We start from the raw sequence: 24,088 nt of genomic DNA on the forward strand, positions 1-24,088 counted from the left end.
ATGACGCGAAGGCGTGCATCGGCATGTCTACTTGCGAGTGATCGGCGGGACGGAGCCCGCGCTCAGCGAACTCTAACGCACTACGGGCGCGGAGGCTCATAACGAACCTCCGCGCCTCGCATTACGTGCCTAAAGCTCGGAAACCGAGCCACCGGCCGCGGCGATCTTCTCCTTGGCAGAAGCAGAGAAGGCGTGCGCCTTCACGTTCACCGCCACGGAGATCTCACCGGTTCCCAGCACCTTGACGAGCTGGTTCTTGCGGACCGCGCCCTTCGCGATCAGACCCTCGACGGTGACCTCGCCACCCTCGGGGTACAGCTCGCCGAGCTTGTCCAGGTTGACGACCTGGTAGGTCGTCTTGAACAGCGCGTTGGTGAAGCCCTTCAGCTTCGGCAGCCGCCGCTGGAGCGGGATCTGGCCACCCTCGAAGCCGAGCGGGACAGTCGTACGCGACTTGGTGCCCTTCGTACCGCGACCGGCGGTCTTTCCCTTGGACGCCTCGCCACGACCCTTGCGGGTCTTGGACTTGTTGGCGCCGGGAGCCGGACGCAGGTCGTGGAGCTTGAGCGGAGCGTTCTCAGGCATGACTAGTCGACCTCTTCCACCTCGACGAGGTGCGTCACCACGGCGACCATGCCCCGGATCTCCGGGCGGTCCTCCTTGACGACGACATCGCCGATTCGCTTCAGGCCCAGCGAGCGCAGCGAGTCACGCTGGTTCTGCTTGCCACCGATCTTGGAGCGGACCTGGGTGATCTTCAGACGCGCCATGGACTAGCTCACCGCCTTCGCCGCGGCAGCGGCTTCGGCGAGACCCTCGGCTCGCGCCTTCAGCATCGCCTTGGGAGCGACGTCCTCGATCGGCAGGCCACGGCGGGCGGCGATCTCCTCGGGCCGGCTGAGGCCCTTCAGAGCCGCCACGGTGGCGTGCACGATGTTGATCGGGTTGTCCGAGCCGAGCGACTTGGACAGCACGTCGTGGATCCCGGCGCACTCCAGGACCGCGCGCACCGGACCACCCGCGATGACACCGGTACCGGGTGAGGCCGGACGCAGGAAGACGACGCCCGCGGCCTCCTCGCCCTGCACGGTGTGCGGGATGGTGCCCAGGATGCGCGGCACCTTGAAGAAGTGCTTCTTGGCCTCCTCGACGCCCTTGGCGATCGCCGCGGGCACCTCCTTGGCCTTGCCGTATCCGACACCGACCATGCCGTTGCCGTCGCCGACGATGACCAGCGCGGTGAAGCTGAAGCGCCGACCACCCTTGACGACCTTGGCGACTCGGTTGATCTTAACTACGCGCTCGATGTACGAGACGCCCTTGTCAGCGGCGCCACCGCGGCGATCGTCACGACGGTCCCGCCGCTCGCCACCGCCGCCGGCGCCGCGACGCGGAGCTGCAGCCATCAGTGGTTCCTCTTCTCATTGCTCATCAGACGGGCCATTCGGTGCATTTCGCACCCTCGGAACGGAGTCATCAGAACTCCAGCCCGCTTTCGCGGGCGCTGTCCGCGAGGGCCGCGATGCGTCCCGCGTAACGGTTGCCACCGCGGTCGAACACGACAGCGGTGATCCCGGCGGTCTTGGCCCGCTGAGCGAGAAGCTCGCCGACCTTCTTCGCCTTGTCGGTCTTGTCACCCTCGGCGCTGCGGAGCGAGACGTCCATGGTGGACGCGCTCACCAGCGTGTGCCCCTGGGTGTCGTCGACGATCTGCACGAACAGGTGCCGCGCCGACCGGTTGACGACCAGACGCGGACGATCCTGGGTGCCGAAGACGTTCTTGCGCACACGGCCGTGCCGGCGGGCTCGCGAAAGGGCGCGAGCGGCGGTGTGCTTGCCGTACTTCGCGGCCATTACTACTTACCAGCCTTTCCGACCTTGCGGCGGATAACTTCGCCCTGGTAGCGGACGCCCTTGCCCTTGTAGGGGTCAGGCTTCCGCAACTTGCGGATGTTCGCGGCGACCTCGCCGACCTTCTGCTTGTCGATGCCGTCCACGTGGAACAGTGTCGGCTTCTCGACGCGGAAGGTGACGCCCTCGGGGGCGTCCACGATCACCGGGTGGCTGAAGCCGAGAGAGAACTCCAGCTGCGTCGGGCCCTTGGCCTGGACGCGGTAACCGACACCGACGATCTCGAGCGTCTTGCTGTAGCCCTGCGTCACACCGGACACCATGTTGGCGATCAGCGTGCGAGACAGGCCGTGCAGCGCACGAACCTTGTTCTCGTCGTTGGGGCGGGTGACGGCGATGTTGCCGTCCTCGGCCCGAGCCACCTCGATGGGCTCGGCGACCGTGTGAGAGAGCGTGCCCTTCGGGCCCTTGACCTGGACATCCCGGCCGTTGATGGTGATGTCAACACCACTCGGTACGGGGATGGGCAGCCGTCCGATTCTCGACATGCTGGATTCCTCCCCTCGTTACCAGACGTAGGCGAGGACTTCCCCGCCCACTCCACGCTTGCCGGCCTGCTTGTCGGTCATGAGGCCGCCGGACGTCGAAATGATCGCGACGCCCAGGCCGCCCAGAACGCGGGGCAGGTTGTCCTTCTTTGCATAGACCCGCAGACCGGGCTTGGATACCCGGCGCAGGCCCGCGAGCGAACGCTCACGGCTCGGCCCGAACTTGAGCTCCACCACGAGGTTCTTGCCGACCTTGGCGTCCTCGACGCTCCAGGCCTGGATGTAGCCCTCCTGCTGGAGGATCTCGGCGATGTGCGCCTTGATCTTCGAGTACGGCATGGTCACGGTGTCGTGATACGCCGAGTTCGCGTTACGCAGACGCGTCAGCATGTCTGCGATCGGGTCGGTCATCGTCATGGCCGGTGGCCTTCCTCACCGTGGTTTCCACCCTTGATCCGTGTCTCCGACACCTGGTGGACCTACGGTGCGGTCGTGGACGCCTGAAGGCGTCCGGTTGATATGACTTCTTGGTGCGGCTGGCGCCACGCGGGGCCATGGTCCCGGCCCCGCGACAGGTCTACCAGCTCGACTTGGTGATGCCGGGCAGCTCGCCCCGGTGCGCCATCTCGCGGAAGCACACGCGGCAGAGCCCGAACTTGCGGTACACAGCGCGGGGACGGCCACAGCGCGAGCACCGAGTGTACGCCCGGACCTCGAACTTCGCCTTACGCGCTGCCTTGACCTTGAGCGACGTCTTCGCCATGATCAGGCCTCCTTGAACGGGAATCCGAGGAGCTTCAGCAGCGCCCGGCCCTGGTCGTCGTTCGTTGCGGTGGTCACGACCGTGATGTCCATGCCCCGCTGCCGGTCGACCTTGTCCTGGTCGACCTCGTGGAACATGACCTGCTCGGTGAGCCCGAACGTGTAGTTGCCGTTGCCGTCGAACTGCTTCGGCGACAGGCCGCGGAAGTCCCGGATACGCGGGAGCGCCAGCGACAGCAGCCGGTCCAGGAACTCCCACATGCGGTCACCGCGCAGCGTCACGTGCGCGCCGATCGGCATGCCCTCACGCAGCTTGAACTGCGCGATGGACTTGCGGGCGCGGGCGACGGCCGGCTTCTGACCGGTGATCACGGTGAGGTCGCGGACGGCGCCCTCGATGAGCTTGGAGTCGCGAGCGGCCTCGCCGACGCCCATGTTCACCTTGATCTTGGTGATGGTGGGCACCAGCATGATGTTCTCGATGCCGAACTCCTCGCGCAGCTTCGCGATGATCTCCTCGCGGTAGCGCTGCTTGAGGCGCGGGATCGTGCGCTCTTCAGTCGTGGCGGTCATCAGTTGTCCTCACCCGTCTTGTCGGCCTTCTCGTCGGCCTTCTTCTCGGGCTTCTCGTCATCCTTGAGCTTCTTGACGTTGCTCACGTGGATGGGAGCCTCCATGGTCTGCACGCCGCCTTCCTTGGCGCCACGCGGGCCCTGGTGGGTCACCTTGGAGTGCTTCTTGACCAGGTTCACGCCCTCGACCACCACGCGATCCTCGCGCGGGAAGGCGGCGATGATGCGGCCCTTGGCACCCTTGTCCTTGCCGGCGATGACCTGGACGAGGTCACCCTTCTTCACATGCAGCTTCGACATTTACAACACCTCCGGAGCGAGCGAGATGATGCGCATGAACTTCTTGTCGCGCAGCTCACGGCCGACGGGGCCGAAGATACGCGTGCCCCGGGGGTCACCGCTGTCCTTGATGATGACGGCGGCGTTCTCGTCGAAGCGGATGTAGGAGCCATCGGGGCGGCGGCGCTCCTTGACGGTGCGCACCACGACAGCCTTGACAACGTCGCCCTTTTTCACGCCGCCACCGGGAATGGCGTCCTTCACCGTCGCAACGATGATGTCGCCGATGCCCGCGTAGCGCCGGCCCGAGCCGCCGAGCACGCGGATGCAGAGAATCTCCTTGGCACCCGTGTTGTCGGCGACCTTGAGTCGCGACTCCTGCTGGATCACGTCAACTCCTGTTTGTCGCGCCGGTTCTCACCTGGGAGGTGAGCCTGGCGGAACCTGATGTGGTCTTGTTCCCCCGGCGACAGCGCCGTCCGGTCGAGTTCCCCTCGCCGCGCACCATTCCGTACGGCTCACGCCGTCCGGCCGTGCCCGGCTCGGTCGTCTCTCCCGCGCACCGCCGCCGCAGGCGGACCGGGCCCGTGTGGGCCCGACCCCTTGGACACCGTCATGGGGGGCGGTCTCCCACCCCCCACGAGGCGCGTTCTGTGCGGGTGGTCCGGGGGCCTTCCCGGCCGGTACGGCTCTCGCCGACCGCCCGGGCGCGGGCCCGCCGTCCCCTCCCTGGCCTACTTGGCCTTCTCGAGGATCTCCACGATCCGCCAGCGCTTGCTGGCGGACAGCGGCCGGGTCTCCATCAGGAGGACGCGGTCGCCGACGCCGCAGGAGTTCTGCTCGTCGTGTGCCTTGTACTTCGTCGTACGGCGAATGATCTTGCCGTACAGCGGGTGCTTGACGCGGTCCTCGACGGCGACGACGACGGTCTTGTCCATCTTGTCGCTCACCACGAGACCCTCACGGGTCTTGCGGTAGTTCCGCACCGACTTCTCGGTTGTCTCAGTTGCCTCAGCCATCGCTCGACTCCTTCTCGACCGTGACGATGCCCAGCTCGCGCTCGCGCATCACGGTGTAGATACGGGCGATCTCGCGGCGGACGGCCCGCAGCCGCCCGTGGCTCTCCAACTGTCCGGTCGCCGCCTGGAAGCGGAGGTTGAACAGCTCCTCCTTGGCTTCCTTCAGCTTCTGGACCAGGGCGTCCTGGTCCTCCACACGCAGCTCACCGGCGGTCAGGCCCTTAGCCATCACGCCTCACCCACTTCACGCTTAACGAACCGGCACTTCATGGGGAGCTTGTGCATCGCGCGCCGCATGGCCTCACGCGCCACCGGCTCGGCGACACCCGAGAGCTCGAACATGACGCGACCGGGCTTGACATTGGCGATCCACCACTCCGGCGAACCCTTACCGGAACCCATGCGGGTCTCGGCCGGCTTCTTGGTGAGGGGACGGTCCGGGTAGATGTTGATCCACACCTTGCCGCCACGGCGGATGTGCCGGGTCATGGCGATACGAGCCGACTCGATCTGGCGGTTGGTCACATAGGAGTGCTCAAGCGCCTGAATGCCGAACTCGCCGAACACGACCCTGGTGCCGCCCTTGGCGGCGCCGCTGCGGTCGGGCCGGTGCTGCTTACGGTGCTTGACCCTGCGTGGGATCAGCATGGTCAGCTCCCTTCAGCACCCGGCTGCTCCGCCGGGCCGGTCTCAGGGGCAGCCTGTGCGGCGGCCTCGGTTCTGGGGGCGCGGTCCGAACGGCCACCGGCGCCACGACGCGGACGGTCGCCACCGCCACGACGCGGACGCTCGCCGGCGCCACCACGACGGTCGTCGCGCTCGCGACGCTGACCGGCGCGGGCACCTGCCGCGGCCGCCTCGCGCTCGGCGCGGCTGGTCGGGGCCTCACCCTTGTAGATCCACACCTTCACGCCGATGCGGCCGAAGGTGGTGCGGGCCTCGTAGAAGCCGTAGTCGATGTCGGCACGGAGCGTGTGCAGGGGCACGCGGCCCTCGCGGTAGAACTCCGAGCGCGACATCTCGGCGCCGCCCAGACGACCGGAGCACTGGACACGGATGCCCTTGGCGCCGCTCTTCATGGCGGACTGCATGGCCTTGCGCATGGCCCGGCGGAACGAGACGCGGCTGGAGAGCTGCTCGGCCACGCCCTGCGCGACGAGCTGCGCGTCGATCTCGGGGTTCTTCACCTCGAGGATGTTCAGCTGGACCTGCTTCTTGGTCAGCTTCTCCAGGTCGCCGCGGATGCGGTCGGCCTCGGCGCCGCGACGGCCGATGACGATGCCCGGCCGGGCGGTGTGGATGTCGACCTGGACGCGATCGGTGGTGCGCTCGATCTCGACCTTGGAGATACCGGCCCGCTCCATGCCCTTCTGCAGCATGCGACGGATCGACACGTCCTCGGCAACGTACGACTTGTAGAGCTTGTCGGCGTACCACCGGCTCTTGAAGTCGGTCGTGATGCCGAGGCGGAACCCGTGCGGGTTAACCTTCTGGCCCACTAGCGGGTCCTTCCCTTCGGCTCGCGGGACTCCACAATCACAGTGATGTGGCTGGTCCGCTTGTTGATCCGATAGGCACGACCCTGGGCACGCGGACGGAACCGCTTCAGCGTCGGTCCCTCGTCGACCCACGCGCGGCTCACAATGAGCGTCTCACGGTCGAGCTTGAAGTTGTGCTCAGCGTTCGCGATCGCGCTCGAGAGCACCTTGTAAACGGTCTCGCTCGCCGCCTGGGGAGCGAACTGCAGCACGGCCTGCGCCTCCGAAGCGGGCAGCCCGCGAATGAGGTCCACCACACGGCGGGCCTTCCGGGGCGTGTGGCGCGCATACCGCGCCTGTGCCCTGGCTTCCATCGCTGTCTCCTCTGATGCTTACTTGAAGGCGCTTACCGCCGGCTGCGGCGGTCTTCCTTGACGTGGCTGCGGAACGTCCGCGTGGGAGCGAACTCACCGAGCTTGTGACCGATCATCGACTCGGTGACGAACACCGGGACGTGCTTGCGGCCGTCGTGCACGGCGATCGTGTGACCCAGCATGTCGGGCACGATCATGGAGCGCCGCGACCACGTCTTGATGACGTTCTTGGTGCCCTTCTCGTTCTGGGCGTCCACCTTCTTCTGAAGGTGGTCGTCCACAAAAGGACCCTTCTTAAGGCTACGTGGCATTTCGGCTGCTCCTACCGCTTCTTCCTCTTGCTCCGACGACGGATGATCAGCCGGTCGCTGGCCTTGTTCGCCTGTCGGGTGCGGCCCTCGGGCTTGCCCTTCGGGTTCACCGGGTGACGACCGCCGGAGGTCTTGCCCTCACCACCACCGTGCGGGTGGTCGACCGGGTTCATGGCGACACCGCGGACCGTGGGGCGCTTGCCCTTCCAGCGGTTACGGCCGGCCTTGCCGATGTTGATGTTGGCCTGCTCGGCGTTGCCCACCTGGCCGACACTGGCCCGGCAGCGGACGTCGACCTGGCGCATTTCTCCGGACGGCATACGCAGCGTGGCGTACGTGCCCTCCTTCGCGAGCAGCTGGATCTGCGCGCCGGCGCTACGGCCGAGCTTCGCGCCACCGCCCGGACGGAGCTCCACCGCGTGGATGAAGGTACCGGTCGGGATGTTGCGCAGGGGCAGGCAGTTGCCCGGCTTGATGTCGGCGCCAGGGCCGTTCTCGATACGGTCACCCTGCTTGAGGCCGGTCGGCGCGAGAATGTAGCGCTTCTCGCCGTCGGCGTAGTGCAGCAGCGCGATACGGGAGGTCCGGTTCGGGTCGTACTCGATGTGAGCGACCTTGGCGGGGATCCCGTCCTTGTCGTGGCGGCGGAAGTCGATGATCCGGTAGGCGCGCTTGTGCCCGCCGCCCTGGTGTCGGGCGGTGACCCGGCCGTGGACGTTACGGCCGCCCTTGCTGTGCAGGGGAGCAAGCAGCGACTTCTCGGGCGTGCTGCGCGTGATCTCGGCAAAGTCCGAGACGCTCGCGCCGCGGCGACCCGGGGTCGTCGGCTTGTACTTACGGATGCCCATCTTTTTCGTTCATCCTTCGTCGGTTCATACCGGTCGGAGTCCGCCTCACGGCGGTCCCCCCGGTGCTAACTACGTGGGTCGGGGGCCCGGTGCCGAACCTCAATCGGTACGGCAGGGCACCCTTCCCTTACGCGGCAGACCCTCAGCCGATCTGGCCGAAGATGTCGATCCGCTCGCCCTCGGCCAGGCTCACAATCGCGCGCTTGGTGTCGGGGCGCTGACCGAATCCCGTCCGGGTCCGCTTGCGCTTGCCCTGGCGGTTGATCGTGTTCACGCTGGTGACCTTGACGCCGAAGATCTGCTCGACGGCGATCTTCACCTGCGTCTTGTTGGCACCCTTGCGCACCAGGAAGGTGTACTTGTTGTTCTCATCGATCAGGCCGTAGCTCTTCTCAGAGACGATCGGCTTGAGGATGATGTCGCGCGGGTCGGCGATCTTCTCCATCAGACCTCTTCCTTCCCGCTCTTCGCGAGCCGCGCCACGACCTGGTCGTAGGCCTCCTGAGTGAAGACCACGTCGTCGTAGCACAGAACGTCGTAGGTGTTCAGCTGCCCGGCGTCCAGCAGGTGGACCTCGGGCGCGTTGCGCAGGCTGAGCCAGGTCAGCTCGTCGTTCTCGTCGACGACGACGAGGACGCTGCGGGCCTGCGTGATCTTGCGGAGCGACTCGAGAGCGGCCTTGGTCTTGGGCGTCTCACCCGTGACCAGCGTGCTCACGACGTGCACGCGGCCGCCGCTCGCCCGGTCGGAGAGGGCACCGCGCAGCGCGGCGGCCTTCATCTTCTTGGGCGTCCGCTGCTCGTACGAGCGCGGCTGCGGACCGTGGACGACGCCACCGCCCGCGAACTGCGGAGCACGGGTCGAACCCTGGCGGGCGCGGCCGGTGCCCTTCTGGCGGTACGGCTTCTTGCCGCCACCGCGGACGTCACCACGGGTCTTGGTCGCGTGGGTGCCCTGCCGGCGAGCGGCGAGCTGCGCGACGACGACCTGGTGGATCAGCGGAATGTTGACCTTGGCGCCGAAGATGTCCTCCGGCAGGTCGACGGTGCCCGCCTTGGCACCGCTGGCGTCGAGGACGTCAATGCTCGTCACTTCGCAGCCCCCTTCTTGGCAGCGGTGCGGATGAGGACCAGGCTGCCGTTGGCGCCGGGGATCGCACCCTTGATCAGGATGAGGCCCTTCTCAGCGTCCACGGCGTGGACCTTCAGGCTCTGGATGGTGGTGCGGGCGTTACCCATACGACCGGCCATACGCAGGCCCTTGAAGACGCGGCCCGGAGTGGCGCAGCCGCCGATGGAGCCCGGCGAGCGGTGCTTGCGCTGCGTACCGTGCGAAGCGCTCAGACCACCGAAGTTGTGGCGCTTCATGACGCCCGCGAAGCCCTTGCCCTTGCTCTTGCCCGTCACGTCGACGTGCTGCCCGGCCTCGAAGGTGTCCGCGAGGACCTCCTGGCCGATGGTGTACTCGGAGGCGTCCTCGGTGCGGACCTCGGTGAAGTACCGGCGCGGCGTGATGTCGTGCTTGCGCAGGTAGTCGCCGAGCGGCTTGTTGACCTTGCGCGGGTCGACCTGCCCGTAACCGAGCTGGATGGCGGAGTAGCCGTCCTTCTCCGGCGTGCGGACCCTGGTCACCACGCACGGACCGGCCTCGACCACGGTCACCGGGACGATCCGGTTCGCCTCATCGAAGACCTGGGTCATGCCGAGCTTCTTGCCCAGGACGCCCTTGATCTGCTTAGCCATGTCAGTGCGTTCCCTCAGAGCTTGATCGAGATGTCAACGCCGGCGGGGAGGTCGAGACGCATGAGCGAGTCGACGGTCTTCGGCGTCGGGTCGATGATGTCAATCAGCCGCTTGTGCGTACGCATCTCAAAGTGCTCGCGGCTGTCCTTGTACTTGTGCGGCGACCGGATGACGCAGTACACGTTCTTCTCGGTCGGCAGCGGCACCGGGCCAGCGACCTTGGCACCGGTCCGCGTCACCGTCTCGACGATCTTCTTGGCCGAGCTGTCGATGACCTCGTGGTCATACGCCTTAAGCCGGATGCGGATCTTCTGTCCCGCCATAATGGCCTCGGTGTCCTTCGCTGTCGTCCTATTAAGCTTCGTGCGGCCTACTGCCGCTTGTGATCCCACGTAACAGACAGTCCGGACCAGGTCCGGTCTTCCGTGATCCGGCAGTCGTTTCGGTCACATTCCGGCCGAAACGGCTGCGAGATCACGGTCGGGGTCTCCCGTGGGTGCGGGGAAGCGAACGGCTTCCCTCGTGGTTCGGCGGTCAGGCCCGGTGGGGGCCCGACCGCCGCCCCGCGATCGTACTACTTGATGATCTTCGTCACGCGACCGGCGCCGACGGTGCGGCCGCCCTCGCGGATCGCGAACTTGAGGCCTTCCTCCATCGCGATCGGCTGGATCAGCTGGACGCTCATCTCGGTGTTGTCACCGGGCATGACCATCTCGGTGCCCTCCGGCAGGTTCACGACACCGGTCACGTCAGTGGTCCGGAAGTAGAACTGCGGACGGTAGTTGTTGAAGAACGGCGTGTGGCGGCCGCCCTCGTCCTTGGACAGGATGTAGACCTGGCCCTCGAACTCGGTGTGCGGGGTCGTGGTGCCCGGCTTGATGATGCACTGGCCGCGCTCGACGTCCTCGCGCTTGATGCCGCGCAGGAGCAGACCGACGTTGTCACCGGCCTGGCCCTCGTCAAGGAGCTTGCGGAACATCTCGACGCCGGTGACGGTCGTCGTGGTGCTCTTCTCCTTGATGCCGATGATGTCGACGGTCTCGTTGACCTTGACGATGCCGCGCTCGATACGGCCGGTGACGACGGTGCCACGACCGGTGATCGAGAACACGTCCTCGATCGGCATCAGGAACGGCTTGTCGGTGTCACGAACCGGCTCGGGAACGTTGTCGTCCACGGCGGTCATGAGCTCGACGATGGAGTCGCCCCACTTCTCGTCGCCCTCGAGCGCCTTCAGCGCCGAGACGCGAACGACCGGCAGGTCGTCGCCCGGGAACTCCTGGGCGGAGAGCAGCTCGCGAACCTCGAGCTCGACGAGCTCCAGGATCTCCTCGTCGTCGACCATGTCAGCCTTGTTCAGGGCGACGACGATGTAGGGTACGCCGACCTGGCGGGCCAGGAGGACGTGCTCCTTGGTCTGCGGCATCGGGCCGTCGGTGGCGGCGACCACGAGGATCGCGCCGTCCATCTGGGCCGCACCGGTGATCATGTTCTTCACGTAGTCGGCGTGACCGGGGCAGTCCACGTGGGCGTAGTGGCGCTTCTCGGTCTGGTACTCGACGTGCGAGATGGAGATGGTGATTCCGCGAGCCTTCTCCTCGGGCGCCTTGTCGATCTTGTCGAACGGGGTCGCCTCGTTGAGGTGCGGGAAACGGTCGTGAAGCACCTTGGTGATCGCCGCGGTCAGAGTGGTCTTGCCGTGGTCGATGTGCCCAATGGTGCCGATGTTCACGTGCGGCTTGCTCCGCTCGAACTTGGCCTTGGCCACTGCTCTGTCTCCTTAGAGATTCTGACTTGACTTTCGTCTTCTAATTCAGGCTCTGTACGGCGGGGCGCCACGAGTGCGCCCCTCCGTACGCGGGCGTTGAGCGTACTGCTACTCGCCCCGAACCTTCGCGACGATCTCCTTGGCGATGCCCGGGGGCACCTCCGCGTAGGAGTCGAACTGCATGCTGTACACGGCCCGGCCCTGGGTCTTGCTGCGCAAGTCACCCACGTAACCGAACATCTCCGACAGCGGGACGAGGGCCTTGATGACCTTGGCCCCGGTCCGGTCTTCCATCGCCTGGATCTGTCCCCGGCGACCGTTGAGGTCGCCGATGACGTCACCCATGTAGTCCTCGGGCGTGGTGACCTCAACGGCCATCATCGGCTCGAGGATTACGGCGTCAGCCTTACGAGCGGCCTCCTTGAAGGCCATCGAACCGGCAATCTTGAAAGCCATTTCGGACGAGTCGACCTCGTGGAAGGCGCCGTCCCGCAGGGTCACCTTAACGCCGACCATCGGGTAGCCGGCGAGGACGCCGAACTCCGCGGCCTCCTGGGCGCCCGCGTCGACCGAGGGGATGTACTCCCGCGGGATGCGGCCACCGGTGACCTTGTTCTCGAACTCGTAACCGTCGTTGCCGTCGCCCAGCGGCTCGAGGTCGATGATGACGCGCGCGAACTGGCCGGAACCACCGGTCTGCTTCTTGTGCGTGTACTCGACCTTCTCCACCTTGCGGCGGATGGTCTCGCGGTAGGCGACCTGCGGACGGCCGACGTTCGCCTCGACCTTGAACTCGCGCCGCATGCGGTCGACGAGGATCTCCAGGTGAAGCTCGCCCATGCCCCAGATGACCGTCTGCCCGGTCTCCTCGTCACGACGGACCTGGAAGGACGGGTCCTCCTCGGCCAGTCGCTGGATGGCGGTGCCGAGCTTCTCCTGGTCGCCCTTGGTCTTGGGCTCGATGGCCACGTTGATGACCGGCGCCGGGAAGTTCATCGACTCCAGGACGACCTGGTTCGCCACGTCACTGAGGGTGTCACCGGTGGTGGTGTCCTTCAGACCCATGACGGCGACGATCTGACCGGCGGACGCGGACGAGCGCTCCTCGCGCTTGTTCGCGTGCATCTGGTAGATCTTGCCGATCCGCTCCTTCTTGCCCTTGGTCGAGTTGATGACCCCGGTGCCAGTCTCGAGCGTGCCCGAGTAGATGCGGATGTAGGTGAGCTTACCCAGGTGCTGGTCGCTCATGATCTTGAAGGCCAGAGCGGCGAACGGCTCGTCCAGGTCCGCGTGGCGCTCGATGACCTGGTCCTCGTTGCCGACCGCGTGACCCTGGAAGGCCGGGATGTCGGTCGGCGCCGGCAGGTAGGCGACGATCGCGTCGAGCAGGGGCTGCACGCCCTTGTTCTTGAACGCGGTGCCGCACAGGACCGGGTTGACGGCGCTGCTCAGCGTGGCGCGGCGGATGGCCGCGACGAGCTGCTCCTCGGTGGGCTCGACGCCCTCGAGGAAGAGCTCCATGAGCTCGTCGTCGTTCTCGGCGACGGTCTCGACCAGCTTGTCGCGCCACTCGCGCGCCGCGTCGGCGTGGTCGGCCGGGATGTCGACGACGTCGTACATCTCGCCCTTGGCCGTCTCGGCGCTCCAGATCAGGCCCTTCATCTTCACCAGGTCGATGACGCCCTTGAAGTCGGCCTCAACACCCCAGGGAAGCTGGACGACCAGCGGAGTCGCACCGAGGCGCGACACGATCATGTCGACGCAACGGTGGAACTCGGCGCCGACCCGGTCCATCTTGTTGACAAAGCAAATACGGGGCACGCCGTACCGGTCGGCCTGACGCCACACGGTCTCGGACTGCGGCTCGACACCGGCGACGGCGTCGAAAACAGCTACGGCACCGTCAAGGACACGCAGTGAGCGCTCCACCTCGACGGTGAAGTCCACGTGACCAGGCGTGTCGATGATGTTGATCGTGTGATCAAGCCAGCTACAGGTCGTCGCGGCAGACGTGATCGTGATGCCGCGCTCCTGCTCCTGCTCCATCCAGTCCATCGTGGCGGCACCCTCGTGGGTCTCGCCAATCTTGTAGTTGATGCCGGTGTAGAACAGGATGCGCTCAGTCGTGGTGGTCTTGCCCGCATCGATGTGGGCCATGATCCCGATGTTGCGGACCTTGGCCAGTTCAAGAGCGGTCGTGGTGGCCACTGCTTTGCGTCCTTAACTCGTCGTAGGTGCCGACTACCAGCGGTAGTGGGCGAAGGCCTTGTTGGACTCGGCCATCTTGTGCGTGTCCTCACGCCGCTTGACGCTGGCTCCAAGACCGTTGCTGGCGTCGAGAAGCTCGTTCATGAGCCGCTCGGTCATGGTCTTCTCGCGGCGCGCCCGAGAGTACTGAACGAGCCAGCGGAGGGCCAGAGTAGTGCTACGCGCGGCGCGCACCTCGACCGGGACCTGGTAGGTGGCGCCACCCACCCGGCGGCTGCGCACCTCCAGAGTGGGCTTGACGTTGTCGAGCGCACGCTTGAGGGTGACGACCGGGTCGTTGCCGGTCTTGTCCTTGCAGCCCTCGAGGGCGCCGTAGACGATCGACTGCGCGATGGAACGCTTGCCGTCCAGGAGGACCTTGTTGATCAAGGCGGTCACCAGCGGCGAGTTGTGCACCGGGTCAGCGACCAGCTGGCGGCGACCAGGGGAACCCTTGCGCGGCATGTCAGCTCTTCTCCTTCTTAGCGCCGTAGCGGCTGCGGGCCTGCTTGCGGTTGCGGACACCCTGGGTGTCCAGCGAGCCGCGGATGATCTTGTAGCGAACACCCGGCAGGTCCTTCACACGACCGCCACGCACGAGCACGATCGAGTGCTCCTGAAGGTTGTGGCCCACACCCGGGATGTAAGCCGTGACCTCGATGCCGTTGGTGAGCCGAACACGCGCGACCTTGCGCAGCGCCGAGTTGGGCTTCTTGGGGGTCGTGGTGTAAACGCGGGTGCAAACGCCGCGCCGCTGCGGGCTCCCCTTGAGGGCAGGAGTCTTGGTCTTACTGACCTTGTCCTGCCGGCCCTTGCGGACCAACTGCTGAATCGTGGGCACCGCGTCTCCGTTTCGTGCCTTGCCGGTGATACGTGGACCCCGGATCGGACAACCGCCCCCGGCACGCTCGCGATCCGCTGACGCGAACCTCTCAGTGCCCGGCTCGGCAACCATTCCAGGTGATGCTTTCGCAGGTACTGCCGGTGTCATGACCTGCTGGTTTTGGAACTCCTCCGACCCCCGCGCTCGGGCGTGTCGCGCACTCGCCGCACCACACCCGGTCGAACCCGGTCGATTTGGAGGAGTCCTGCGGCGCTCGCCACCCTCCCCGAAGCCGGGAACGGCTCTCCAAGCACGCGCATGCGAGCCCATGAACCATGGGCACGAAGGAAAAGAGTACCCAGCGCATCGCAACACGTCAAAACGGATGCGGCGTGGTTCGTCGTGATCCGTGCCATGGTTCGCGTGGCCCACTCTGATGCGGACCACTACAAGCTCGGAGCGATTATACCCGGACAGCGGAACCTTCTCGGCCATTTCCGCCGACGCGCAAGGAAGCGTCCGGCACCTGAGCTTCCAGGTGCCGGACGCTTCCGTTGTGGACTAGCGGCCGTACTGGCCGAAGTCGTACTCCTCCAGCGGCACGGCCTCGCCGCTGCCGGAGCCGAAGGTGTACTCCGCGGCGGAGCCGTCGTAGCCGCCGACCGTGTACATCGCGGCCTTGGCCTCCTCGGTCGGCTCGACCCGGATGTTGCGGTACTGGGGCATGCCCGTACCGGCCGGGATGAGCTTACCGATGATGACGTTCTCCTTGAGACCGAGCAGCGAGTCCGACTTGGCGTGGATCGCCGCGTCGGTGAGCACCCGTGTCGTCTCCTGGAAGGACGCCGCCGACAGCCAGGACTCGGTCGCCAGCGAGGCCTTCGTGATGCCCATCAGGACCGGACGTCCGGAGGCCGGCTGGCCGCCCTCCGCCACGGTCTGGCGGTTCATCTGCTCGAAGCGCGGCCGCTCGACGAGCTCACCGGGCAGCAGCTCGGTGTCGCCCGACTCCAGCACGTTCACGCGCTTGAGCATCTGCCGGACGATGACCTCGATGTGCTTGTCGTGGATCGACACACCCTGCGAGCGGTACACCTGCTGGACCTCGTCCACCAGGTGGAGCTGCACCGCGCGCGGGCCGAGGATGCGCAGCACCTCGTTCGGGTTGCGCGCACCCGCGATCAGCAGCTGGCCGACGTCGACGCGCTGCCCCTCGGTGACCAGCAGCCGCGACCGCATCGACACCGGGTAGGCGATCTCCTCGGAGCCGTCGTCCGGAGTGATGACGATCTTGCGGGTCTTGTCGGTCTCGTCGATCCTGACCCGGCCGGTGACCTCGCTGATCGGGGCCACACCCTTGGGGACGCGGGCCTCGAACAGCTCCTGGACACGCGGCAGACCGTGCGTGATGTCCGCACCGGCCACACCACCGGTGTGGAAGGTACGCATCGTCAGCTGGGTGCCGGGCTCACCGATCGACTGGGCCGCGATGATGCCGACGGCCTCGCCGACGTCGACCAGCTTGCCTGTGGCCAGCGAGCGGCCGTAGCAGGTGGCGCAGACACCGATCTTGGCCTCGCACACCAGGGTGCTGCGGGTCCTGACCGTCTCCACGCCCGCCGCGATGAGCGCGGTGACCACGGCGTCGTTGATGTCCGTGCCCGCCGAGGCGACGAGCTTGCCGTCCACCTCGACGTCCTCGGCCAGGATGCGGCCGTGCACGTTGCTCTCGGCGTTCTCGGCCTTGGCCAGGTTGCCCTGAGCGTCCCGCTCGCCGACGTGCAGCGGAACCGCGCGGTCGGTGCCGCAGTCGATCTCGCGGACGATGACGTCCTGGGCGACGTCGACCAGACGACGGGTCAGGTAACCCGAGTCAGCGGTCCGCAGCGCGGTGTCCGCCAGACCCTTCCGCTGGCCGTGCGTGGAGATGAAGTACTCCAGCACCGACAGGCCCTCGCGGAACGAGGACTTGATCGGCCGCGGGATGGTCTCACCCTTGGTGTTGGACACCAGACCGCGGATGCCCGCGATCTGCCGGACCTGCATCTTGTTACCGCGGGCGCCGGAGTTGACCATCATCCAGACCGGGTTCGTCGCCGGGAACGCGTTGACCATGTCGGTCTCCACGTCCGCGGTGGCGTGGGTCCAGATCTCGATGAGCTCCTGACGGCGCTCCTCGTCCGTGATCAGACCGCGGTCGTACTCGCGCTGGACCTTGTCCGCGCGCTTCTCGTACGCCTCCATGATCTCGGCCTTGTTCGGCGGGGCGACGACGTCCTCGATCGAGATCGTGACACCGGCGCGCGTGGCCCAGTAGAAGCCCGCGTCCTTCAGCGCGTCCAGCGCCTGCGCGACCTCGACCTTCGGGTACCGCTCGGCCAGCTCGTTGACGATCGCCGAGAGCTGCTTCTTGCCGACCTGGTAGTTCACGAAGGGGTAGTTGTCGGGCAGCGTCTGGTTGAACAGGCACCGGCCGAGCGTGGTCTCCAGCCGGATCGGCTGACCGGCCTCCCATCCCTCCGGAGCCTCCCAACCGCGCGGCGGCGGGACGTCCTTGAGCCGCACCTGGATCTTGGCCTGCGTGTCGAGCTCGCGGCGGTCGAACGCCATGAGCGCCTCCGCCACGGAGGCGAACACGCGACCCTCACCCGGGGCGCCCTCCTTCTGGGTGGTCAGCCAGTACAGACCGATGACCATGTCCTGGGTGGGCATCGTCACCGGCTTGCCGTCGGCCGGCTTGAGGATGTTGTTGGTCGACAACATCAGGATGCGCGCCTCGGCCTGGGCCTCGGCCGACAGCGGCAGGTGCACGGCCATCTGGTCACCGTCGAAGTCCGCGTTGAACGCGGTGCAGACGAGCGGGTGGATCTGGATGGCCTTGCCCTCGACGAGCTGCGGCTCGAAAGCCTGGATGCCCAGGCGGTGCAGCGTCGGCGCACGGTTGAGCAGCACCGGGTGCTCGGTGATGACCTCTTCGAGCACGTCCCACACGACCGGGCGGGCCCGCTCGACCATGCGCTTGGCCGACTTGATGTTCTGCGCGTGGTTCAGGTCGACCAGGCGCTTCATCACGAACGGCTTGAACAGCTCCAGCGCCATCTGCTTGGGCAGGCCGCACTGGTGCAGCTTCAGCTGCGGGCCGACGACGATGACCGAACGGCCGGAGTAGTCGACACGCTTGCCCAGCAGGTTCTGGCGGAAGCGTCCCTGCTTGCCCTTCAGCATGTCGCTGAGGGACTTCAGCGGACGGTTGCCGGGACCCGTGACCGGACGACCGCGGCGGCCGTTGTCGAACAGCGCGTCGACGGCCTCCTGGAGCATCCGCTTCTCGTTGTTCACGATGATCTCGGGCGCGCCGAGGTCGAGCAGACGCTTGAGGCGGTTGTTCCGGTTGATGACCCGGCGGTACAGGTCGTTCAGGTCCGAGGTCGCGAACCGGCCACCGTCGAGCTGCACCATGGGGCGCAGGTCCGGCGGAATGACCGGGATGCAGTCCAGGACCATGCCGCTCGGCGAGTTCCGCGTGTTGAGGAACGCCGCGACGACCTTGAGCCGCTTGAGGGCGCGGGCCTTCTTCTGGCCCTTGCCGCTGCGGATGGTCTCGCGCAGGTTCTCGGCCTCGGCCTCCAGGTCGAAGCTGTTCAGCCGCTCCTGGATCGCCTGGGCGCCCATGCCGCCGCGGAAGTACCGGCCGAACCGGTCGCGCATCTCGCGGTAGAGCAGCTCGTCGCCCTCCAGGTCCTGGACCTTGAGGCTCTTGAACCGGCTCCACACCTCGTCGAGGCGGTCCAGCTCACGCTGGGCGCGGTCGCGCAGCTGCCGCATCTCGCGGTCGGCGCCCTCACGCACCTTGCGCCGCGCGTCGCCCTTGGCACCGGCGGCCTCGAGCTCGGCCAGGTCGGCCTCGAGCTTCTTCTGCCTGGCCTCGATGTCCGCGTCACGGCGCTGCTCGATGTGCTGCCGCTCGACGGAGATCTTCGCCTCCAGCGACGGCAGGTCGCGGTCGCGCATCTCCGTGTCGACGTGCGTGATCATGTACGCCGCGAAGTAGATGACCTTCTCGAGGTCCTTCGGCGCCAGGTCGAGCAGGTAGCCCAGGCGCGAAGGAACACCCTTGAAGTACCAGATGTGCGTGACCGGAGCGGCCAGCTCGATGTGGCCCATCCGCTCACGGCGCACCTTGGCCCGGGTCACCTCGACGCCACAGCGCTCACAGATGATGCCCTTGAACCGGACTCGCTTGTACTTACCGCAGTAGCACTCCCAGTCCCGGGTCGGACCGAAGATCTTCTCGCAGAAGAGTCCGTCCTTCTCCGGCTTGAGCGTCCGGTAGTTGATCGTCTCTGGCTTCTTCACCTCGCCGTGCGACCACTGACGGATATCGTCAGCCGTCGCAAGGCCGATGCGCAGTTCGTCGAAGAAGTTGACGTCTAGCACTTTTGATCCCCTCAGCTTCTAGATCAGACCTCTTCGACACTGCTCGGCTCGCGCCGGGACAGGTCGATGCCGAGTTCTTCAGCGGCACGGAAGACGTCCTCGTCGGTGTCCCGCATCTCGATGGACATGCCATCGCTCGACAGGACCTCGACGTTGAGGCAGAGCGACTGCATTTCCTTGATGAGGACCTTGAACGACTCGGGGATGCCCGGCTCGGGGATGTTCTCGCCCTTGACGATGGCCTCGTAGACCTTCACGCGACCGAGAACGTCGTCCGACTTGATCGTCAGCAGCTCCTGCAGCGCGTACGCGGCGCCGTAGGCCTCGAGGGCCCACACCTCCATCTCACCGAAGCGCTGGCCACCGAACTGGGCCTTACCGCCGAGCGGCTGCTGGGTGATCATGGAGTACGGACCGGTCGAACGCGCGTGGATCTTGTCGTCGACCAGGTGGAGCAGCTTCAGGATGTAGATGTAGCCGACCGAGATCGGGTGCGGGAACGGCTCGCCGGAACGGCCGTCGAACAGCCGCGCCTTGCCGTTCTCGCCGACCATGCGCGAACCGTCCCTGTTGACCAGGGTGTTGTTCAGCAGGCCGACGATCTCCTCCTCGTGGGCGCCGTCGAACACCGGGGTGGCCACGTTGGTGCGCGGCTCGACCTTGGCGAGACCCTTCTCGCGCAGGCGCTCCGCCCAGGCCTCCTCGATGCCGGAGACGTCCCACCCTCGGGCCGCGATCCAGCCGAGGTGGGTCTCCAGCACCTGGCCGACGTTCATTCGTCCCGGAACGCCCAGCGGGTTCAGGACGATGTCGACCGGCGTGCCGTCCTCGAGGAACGGCATGTCCTCCACGGGGAGGATCTTGGAGATGACACCCTTGTTGCCGTGACGGCCAGCGAGCTTGTCGCCGTCGGTGATCTTACGCTTCTGGGCCACGTACACGCGGACCAGCTCGTTCACGCCGGGCGGGAGCTCGTCGCCCTCCTCGCGGCTGAACACGCGAACGCCGATGACCTTGCCGGACTCGCCGTGCGGCACCTTCAGGGAGGTGTCGCGGACCTCGCGCGCCTTCTCACCGAAGATCGCGCGCAGCAGCCGCTCCTCCGGGGTCAGCTCGGTCTCACCCTTGGGCGTGACCTTGCCGACGAGGATGTCGCCGGTCGTGACCTCGGCGCCGATGCGGATGATGCCGCGCTCGTCGAGGTCGGCGAGGACCTCCTCGGAGACGTTCGGGATGTCCCGGGTGATCTCCTCGGGGCCGAGCTTGGTGTCACGGGCGTCGACCTCGTGCTCCTCGATGTGGATCGAGGAGAGCACGTCGTCCTGCACCAGGCGCTGGGACAGGATGATCGCGTCCTCGTAGTTGTGGCCCTCCCACGGCATGAACGCGACGAGCAGGTTCTTGCCGAGCGCCATCTCGCCGGTGTCGGTGCAGGGACCGTCGGCGACGACCTGGCCGACCTCGACCCGGTCGCCCTCGTGGACGATCGGCTTCTGGTTGAAGCAGGTGCCCTGGTTGGAACGCTTGAACTTCGCGACACGGTAAGTGGTGCGCGTGCCGTCGTCGTTCATCACGGTGACGTAGTCGGCCGAGACCTCCTCGACCACACCGGCCTTCTCGGCGCTGATGACGTCGCCGGCGTCGGTGGCGGCGCGGTACTCCATGCCGGTGCCGACCAGCGGAGCCTCGCTCTTGAGCAGGGGCACCGACTGGCGCTGCATGTTCGAGCCCATGAGCGCGCGGTTGGCGTCGTCGTGCTCGAGGAACGGGATCATGGCGGTCGCGACCGACACCATCTGGCGCGGCGAGACGTCCATGTAGTCGACCTCGGACGGGTGGACGGCCTCGAACTCGCCGCCCTTCCGGCGGGCGAGCACGCGGGTGTCGGCGAAGGTGCCGTCGGGGTTCAGGGCCGTGTTGGCCTGGGCGACGACGTGCCGGTCCTCCACGTCCGCGGTCAGGTAGTCGATCTCGTCGGTGACCCGGCCGTCGACGACGCGGCGGTACGGGGTCTCCACGAAGCCGAAGGAGTTGACCCGGCCGAAGGACGACAGCGAGCCGATCAGACCGATGTTCGGGCCTTCCGGCGTCTCGATCGGGCACATCCGGCCGTAGTGGGACGGGTGGACGTCACGGACCTCGAAGCCGGCTCGCTCACGGGACAGACCACCCGGACCCAGGGCCGAGAGGCGACGCTTGTGCGTCAGGCCGGCCAGCGGGTTCGTCTGGTCCATGAACTGGGACAGCTGGGAGGTGCCGAAGAACTCCTTGATCGACGCCACGACCGGGCGGATGTTGATCAGGGTCTGCGGCGTGATCGCCTCGACGTCCTGGGTCGTCATGCGCTCGCGGACGACTCGCTCCATGCGGGCCAGGCCCAGGCGGACCTGGTTCTGGATGAGCTCGCCCACCGTGCGCAGACGGCGGTTGCCGAAGTGGTCGATGTCGTCCGTCTCGACGATCACCGAGCCGTCGGGACCCATGGTCTCCTCGCCGGCGTGCAGGCGCACGATGTACTCGATCGTGGCGACGATGTCCTCGTCGGTCAGCGTGCCCTGGGTGATGTCGGCGTCGACGCCGAGCTTCTTGTTAATCTTGTAACGCCCGACCTTCGCGAGGTCGTAACGCTTGGGGTTGAAATAGAGGTTCTCCAGCAGCGTCTGCGCGGACTCCTTGGTCGGAGGCTCGCCCGGACGCAGCTTGCGGTAGATGTCGAGCAGGGCGTCGTCCTGGCCGGAGGTGTGGTCCTTCTCCAGGGTGGCCCGCATCGACTCGTACTGGCCGAAACGCTCCAGGATCTGGTCGGTCGTCCAACCGAGCGCCTTCAGCAGCACCGTGACGGGCTGCTTGCGCTTGCGGTCGATGCGGACGCCGACGCTGTCACGCTTGTCGATCTCGAACTCGAGCCAGGCGCCGCGGGAAGGGATCACCTTGCAGCCGAACAGGTCCTTGTCGGAGGTCTTGTCGACCGACCGGTCGAAGTAGACGCCCGGGGACCGCACCAGCTGGGAGACCACGACACGCTCGGTGCCGTTGATGATGAAAGTGCCCTTCGGAGTCATGAGCGGGAAGTCGCCCATGAACACCGTCTGGCTCTTGATCTCACCGGTGGTGTTATTGATGAACTCCGCCGTGACGAACATCGGGGCGGAGAAGGTCATGTCCTTGTCTTTGCACTCATCGACTGAGTACTTGGGCGGCTCGAACCGGTGGTCCCGGAACGACAGGGACATGGTTCCGGAGAAGTCCTCGATGGGACTGATCTCCTCAAAGATCTCTTCGAGACCTGACTGGGCCGGAACGTCCTTGCGCCCGGCCTGGCGAGCCGCCTCGACCCGACCCTTCCACTTCTCGTTGCCGAGCAGCCAGTCGAAGGACTCGGTCTGCAGGGCCAGAAGGTCGGGAACTTCGAGCGGCTCCTCGATGCGTGAGAATGACACGGTACGGGGACCGGCGGGTACGGCGGAGGCGTTGCGCGAGGCTGCCAACAGATGTCCTTCCGAGGGCTCGCGGACTGACTACACGCACGCCAGACGACCATGCTACAGAGTTACTCAGAGAAGCGGGTCGTCAAAGGGCAGCGCAAAGGGGCAGTGTAGCCGATGGGCATACACCTGTCCACTTCGCTCTCGCTCTGCGCTCCACGTTGGTGGCAGCATCACCCGTCAGCGCCGAAACGTCAAGCCCGAGGGGCGACATTTCGGCCGACTGATGCCCAGCACGCTGGGTTTTCCCGCTCGCATGACCGTCGAACGTCACCGGACCCAGACGATACCCGCGAGCCCGTCCGGCTAACGCTCTGTCACACGGCGAGTCGAACGCTGACCAACGGTCGACACTGCCTGTGGTCGGTATGTCCTTGCGTAACTCTGGCCAAACATAGTCTTTGCCAACAATTGAATAATCCGGCCTACGGAACGGGCGTGTCGCCCAAGAGCGTGGAGAGATCGGAAACCAGCCAGCGACCATTCTCCCTGGTCATCACGAGGCGTAGCCGGTTCTGGCTCACCTCCTGCCGCGGCCGGTCCTGCCCCGGTTCGCGGCTGCTGGTGACCATGTTCAGGAACACCAGGATCCGGACCTCCTCTGGGGTGGCCGACTCGACCGCGGCGGCGGCCACGACCGCCTGTCGTACCTCCTGTCGCTGCCGGGCGAGCGGCGGCAGGGTCCGGGCGAGCCGGGCATAACGGCCGGCGAGCGCACCCGTGGTGTGGCTCCTGGCCCGGGCGAGGTCCTCCCCCGTCGTCCGGTAGTCGTAGGACAACATGTCGGCCGCGTACGAGCGAGCCGCGGTCATCGCCTCGCGCCCCGCCGCGACACCGCTCTGGATGCGGCTCAGGTCCGTGTACAGCCAGGCGACCGTGGCGGCGAGCCCGACCGTCAGCGCCGCGAGGACCGCGATGAGAATCCGTCTCACTGCACCAGCTCCGACCTGGAGACCAGCCATCGGCCACCGGCCTTGGTGACCTCCATCCGCCATCGGTAGAGGCGTTCCTCCGGCCGGTGCTTGTCGTCCGCCTCCCAGCGGATCAGCGCGTCGCCCACGACCAGGACCTCGGCGGTGCGCCCCTCCCCCGCCATCGACACCAGGCCTGCCGCGCGGAGCACTCCGGTTTGCGACACCTCGCGCTCCAGAGTGGCCTGCCTCAGCGCGGCCCGGGCCTTCACGTACCCGTCACGGGCCTGACCGGTCGAGGTGTCGATGAGCCGCTTCACGTCCTGGTCGACCGTACGGTGGTCGAGCGCGAGCAGGGCGGCCGCGTGCACGGTGGCGGCCTGGACGGCCGCCCGGCGGTCCCGCTCGTCCGCCTGCGCCGCGTTCCGGCTCGTCCCGGCCCACACCGCGGCCGCGGCCAGCCCGGCCACGAGCACCGCCAGCCCTGCGATCAGCGCGCGTCCCACCGGTGGGCTCACCCCCTGAACATGTCATCGGGCCCGGGAGGGTTTCCCGCTACATAGATCGACATATCAGAGTCCGCCGATACGGCGGGGCCGTACGAAAGCGGAAAGGGCGGCCACCCGAAGGTGA

General features: G+C 66.6%; 29 protein-coding genes. All 29 read right to left on the minus strand.

Going from position 1 to position 24,088, the window contains the following annotated elements; all coding sequences use genetic code 11:
- Positions 1–129: 129 nt before the first annotated feature.
- The 29 genes from rplO to QSK17_RS02080 all read right to left on the minus strand — a co-directional run bounded on the left by rplO (position 130) and on the right by QSK17_RS02080 (position 23,973).
- Positions 130–585, minus strand: a complete 456-nt coding sequence (gene rplO / locus QSK17_RS01940) for a 50S ribosomal protein L15 (protein WP_285702590.1) — start codon at positions 583–585, stop codon at positions 130–132.
- 2 nt (positions 586–587) lie between these two features.
- A complete protein-coding gene (rpmD, locus tag QSK17_RS01945) occupies positions 588–770 on the minus strand; it encodes a 50S ribosomal protein L30 (protein ID WP_020542293.1) in 183 nt (60 codons plus the stop codon).
- A 3-nt stretch (positions 771–773) separates the two neighbouring features.
- Positions 774–1,406 (minus strand): 30S ribosomal protein S5, encoded by a 633-nt coding sequence (gene rpsE, locus QSK17_RS01950; protein ID WP_285702591.1) that lies wholly within the window; start codon positions 1,404–1,406, stop codon positions 774–776.
- A 70-nt stretch (positions 1,407–1,476) separates the two neighbouring features.
- Complete coding sequence (rplR, locus tag QSK17_RS01955) at positions 1,477–1,854, minus strand: 50S ribosomal protein L18 (RefSeq protein WP_285702592.1); 378 nt, start codon at positions 1,852–1,854, stop codon at positions 1,477–1,479.
- Positions 1,855–1,856: 2 nt separating this feature from the next.
- Positions 1,857–2,399, minus strand: a complete 543-nt coding sequence (rplF, locus tag QSK17_RS01960; RefSeq protein WP_067130042.1) for a 50S ribosomal protein L6 — start codon at positions 2,397–2,399, stop codon at positions 1,857–1,859.
- An 18-nt stretch (positions 2,400–2,417) separates the two neighbouring features.
- Entirely contained in the window at positions 2,418–2,816 is a 399-nt protein-coding gene (rpsH, locus tag QSK17_RS01965; RefSeq protein ID WP_066933619.1) for a 30S ribosomal protein S8, read from the minus strand.
- Between the two features lie 160 nt (positions 2,817–2,976).
- Positions 2,977–3,162 carry a type Z 30S ribosomal protein S14 gene (locus tag QSK17_RS01970; protein ID WP_061253226.1) on the minus strand — a complete coding sequence of 62 codons (186 nt, stop codon included), beginning with the start codon at positions 3,160–3,162 and terminating at the stop codon, positions 2,977–2,979.
- Positions 3,163–3,164: 2 nt separating this feature from the next.
- Positions 3,165–3,734 (minus strand): 50S ribosomal protein L5, encoded by a 570-nt coding sequence (gene rplE, locus QSK17_RS01975; RefSeq protein WP_066933621.1) that lies wholly within the window; start codon positions 3,732–3,734, stop codon positions 3,165–3,167.
- Positions 3,734–4,024: a 50S ribosomal protein L24 gene (gene rplX, locus QSK17_RS01980; protein WP_285702740.1), complete on the minus strand. Its 291-nt coding sequence runs from the start codon at positions 4,022–4,024 to the stop codon at positions 3,734–3,736. The genes rplE and rplX overlap by 1 nt, the downstream gene beginning before the upstream one ends.
- A 9-nt stretch (positions 4,025–4,033) precedes the next feature.
- On the minus strand, positions 4,034–4,402 hold the full coding sequence (gene rplN, locus QSK17_RS01985) for a 50S ribosomal protein L14 (RefSeq protein WP_055482781.1): 369 nt from the start codon (positions 4,400–4,402) through the stop codon (positions 4,034–4,036).
- 344 nt (positions 4,403–4,746) lie between these two features.
- On the minus strand, positions 4,747–5,031 hold the full coding sequence (gene rpsQ, locus QSK17_RS01990) for a 30S ribosomal protein S17 (RefSeq protein WP_285702593.1): 285 nt from the start codon (positions 5,029–5,031) through the stop codon (positions 4,747–4,749).
- Positions 5,024–5,260, minus strand: coding sequence for a 50S ribosomal protein L29 (gene rpmC / locus QSK17_RS01995; RefSeq protein WP_285702594.1), 237 nt, complete (start codon positions 5,258–5,260; stop codon positions 5,024–5,026). The genes rpsQ and rpmC overlap by 8 nt, the downstream gene beginning before the upstream one ends.
- Positions 5,260–5,679 carry a 50S ribosomal protein L16 gene (gene rplP / locus QSK17_RS02000; protein ID WP_067130055.1) on the minus strand — a complete coding sequence of 140 codons (420 nt, stop codon included), beginning with the start codon at positions 5,677–5,679 and terminating at the stop codon, positions 5,260–5,262. Before rplP ends, rpmC begins: the two co-directional genes overlap by 1 nt.
- 2 nt (positions 5,680–5,681) lie before the next feature.
- Entirely contained in the window at positions 5,682–6,530 is an 849-nt protein-coding gene (rpsC, locus tag QSK17_RS02005; RefSeq protein ID WP_285702595.1) for a 30S ribosomal protein S3, read from the minus strand.
- Positions 6,530–6,883 carry a 50S ribosomal protein L22 gene (rplV, locus tag QSK17_RS02010; RefSeq protein WP_285702596.1) on the minus strand — a complete coding sequence of 118 codons (354 nt, stop codon included), beginning with the start codon at positions 6,881–6,883 and terminating at the stop codon, positions 6,530–6,532. The genes rpsC and rplV overlap by 1 nt, the downstream gene beginning before the upstream one ends.
- A gap of 32 nt (positions 6,884–6,915) precedes the next feature.
- Positions 6,916–7,194 (minus strand): 30S ribosomal protein S19, encoded by a 279-nt coding sequence (gene rpsS / locus QSK17_RS02015; protein ID WP_030451498.1) that lies wholly within the window; start codon positions 7,192–7,194, stop codon positions 6,916–6,918.
- Between the two features lie 11 nt (positions 7,195–7,205).
- Positions 7,206–8,042 carry a 50S ribosomal protein L2 gene (gene rplB / locus QSK17_RS02020; RefSeq protein ID WP_067174801.1) on the minus strand — a complete coding sequence of 279 codons (837 nt, stop codon included), beginning with the start codon at positions 8,040–8,042 and terminating at the stop codon, positions 7,206–7,208.
- A gap of 142 nt (positions 8,043–8,184) precedes the next feature.
- The gene (rplW, locus tag QSK17_RS02025) at positions 8,185–8,487 is read right to left on the minus strand and encodes a 50S ribosomal protein L23 (protein WP_285702597.1); all 303 of its coding nucleotides are present in this window, start codon (positions 8,485–8,487) and stop codon (positions 8,185–8,187) included.
- Positions 8,487–9,134 carry a 50S ribosomal protein L4 gene (gene rplD, locus QSK17_RS02030; RefSeq protein ID WP_285702598.1) on the minus strand — a complete coding sequence of 216 codons (648 nt, stop codon included), beginning with the start codon at positions 9,132–9,134 and terminating at the stop codon, positions 8,487–8,489. The genes rplW and rplD overlap by 1 nt, the downstream gene beginning before the upstream one ends.
- Entirely contained in the window at positions 9,131–9,784 is a 654-nt protein-coding gene (gene rplC, locus QSK17_RS02035; protein ID WP_285702599.1) for a 50S ribosomal protein L3, read from the minus strand. Before rplC ends, rplD begins: the two co-directional genes overlap by 4 nt.
- 14 nt (positions 9,785–9,798) lie before the next feature.
- A complete protein-coding gene (gene rpsJ / locus QSK17_RS02040) occupies positions 9,799–10,107 on the minus strand; it encodes a 30S ribosomal protein S10 (RefSeq protein ID WP_012887830.1) in 309 nt (102 codons plus the stop codon).
- A 251-nt stretch (positions 10,108–10,358) separates the two neighbouring features.
- Complete coding sequence (gene tuf / locus QSK17_RS02045) at positions 10,359–11,552, minus strand: elongation factor Tu (protein ID WP_285702600.1); 1,194 nt, start codon at positions 11,550–11,552, stop codon at positions 10,359–10,361.
- A gap of 108 nt (positions 11,553–11,660) precedes the next feature.
- Complete coding sequence (fusA, locus tag QSK17_RS02050) at positions 11,661–13,709, minus strand: elongation factor G (protein ID WP_502889120.1); 2,049 nt, start codon at positions 13,707–13,709, stop codon at positions 11,661–11,663.
- 84 nt (positions 13,710–13,793) lie between these two features.
- The gene (gene rpsG, locus QSK17_RS02055) at positions 13,794–14,264 is read right to left on the minus strand and encodes a 30S ribosomal protein S7 (protein ID WP_061253214.1); all 471 of its coding nucleotides are present in this window, start codon (positions 14,262–14,264) and stop codon (positions 13,794–13,796) included.
- Between the two features lies 1 nt (position 14,265).
- A complete protein-coding gene (rpsL, locus tag QSK17_RS02060) occupies positions 14,266–14,640 on the minus strand; it encodes a 30S ribosomal protein S12 (RefSeq protein ID WP_061253213.1) in 375 nt (124 codons plus the stop codon).
- 543 nt (positions 14,641–15,183) lie between these two features.
- Positions 15,184–19,059 carry a DNA-directed RNA polymerase subunit beta' gene (locus QSK17_RS02065; RefSeq protein ID WP_285702602.1) on the minus strand — a complete coding sequence of 1,292 codons (3,876 nt, stop codon included), beginning with the start codon at positions 19,057–19,059 and terminating at the stop codon, positions 15,184–15,186.
- 23 nt (positions 19,060–19,082) lie between these two features.
- Positions 19,083–22,547, minus strand: a complete 3,465-nt coding sequence (gene rpoB, locus QSK17_RS02070) for a DNA-directed RNA polymerase subunit beta (protein ID WP_285702603.1) — start codon at positions 22,545–22,547, stop codon at positions 19,083–19,085.
- Between the two features lie 422 nt (positions 22,548–22,969).
- Positions 22,970–23,476 carry an Rv1363c family protein gene (locus QSK17_RS02075; RefSeq protein ID WP_285702604.1) on the minus strand — a complete coding sequence of 169 codons (507 nt, stop codon included), beginning with the start codon at positions 23,474–23,476 and terminating at the stop codon, positions 22,970–22,972.
- The gene (locus QSK17_RS02080) at positions 23,473–23,973 is read right to left on the minus strand and encodes an Rv1363c family protein (RefSeq protein WP_285702605.1); all 501 of its coding nucleotides are present in this window, start codon (positions 23,971–23,973) and stop codon (positions 23,473–23,475) included. Before QSK17_RS02080 ends, QSK17_RS02075 begins: the two co-directional genes overlap by 4 nt.
- Positions 23,974–24,088: the final 115 nt, after the last annotated feature.

Source organism: Microtetraspora sp. NBRC 16547 (assembly GCF_030268965.1).
Taxonomy (GTDB): Bacteria; Actinomycetota; Actinomycetes; order Streptosporangiales; family Streptosporangiaceae; genus Microtetraspora.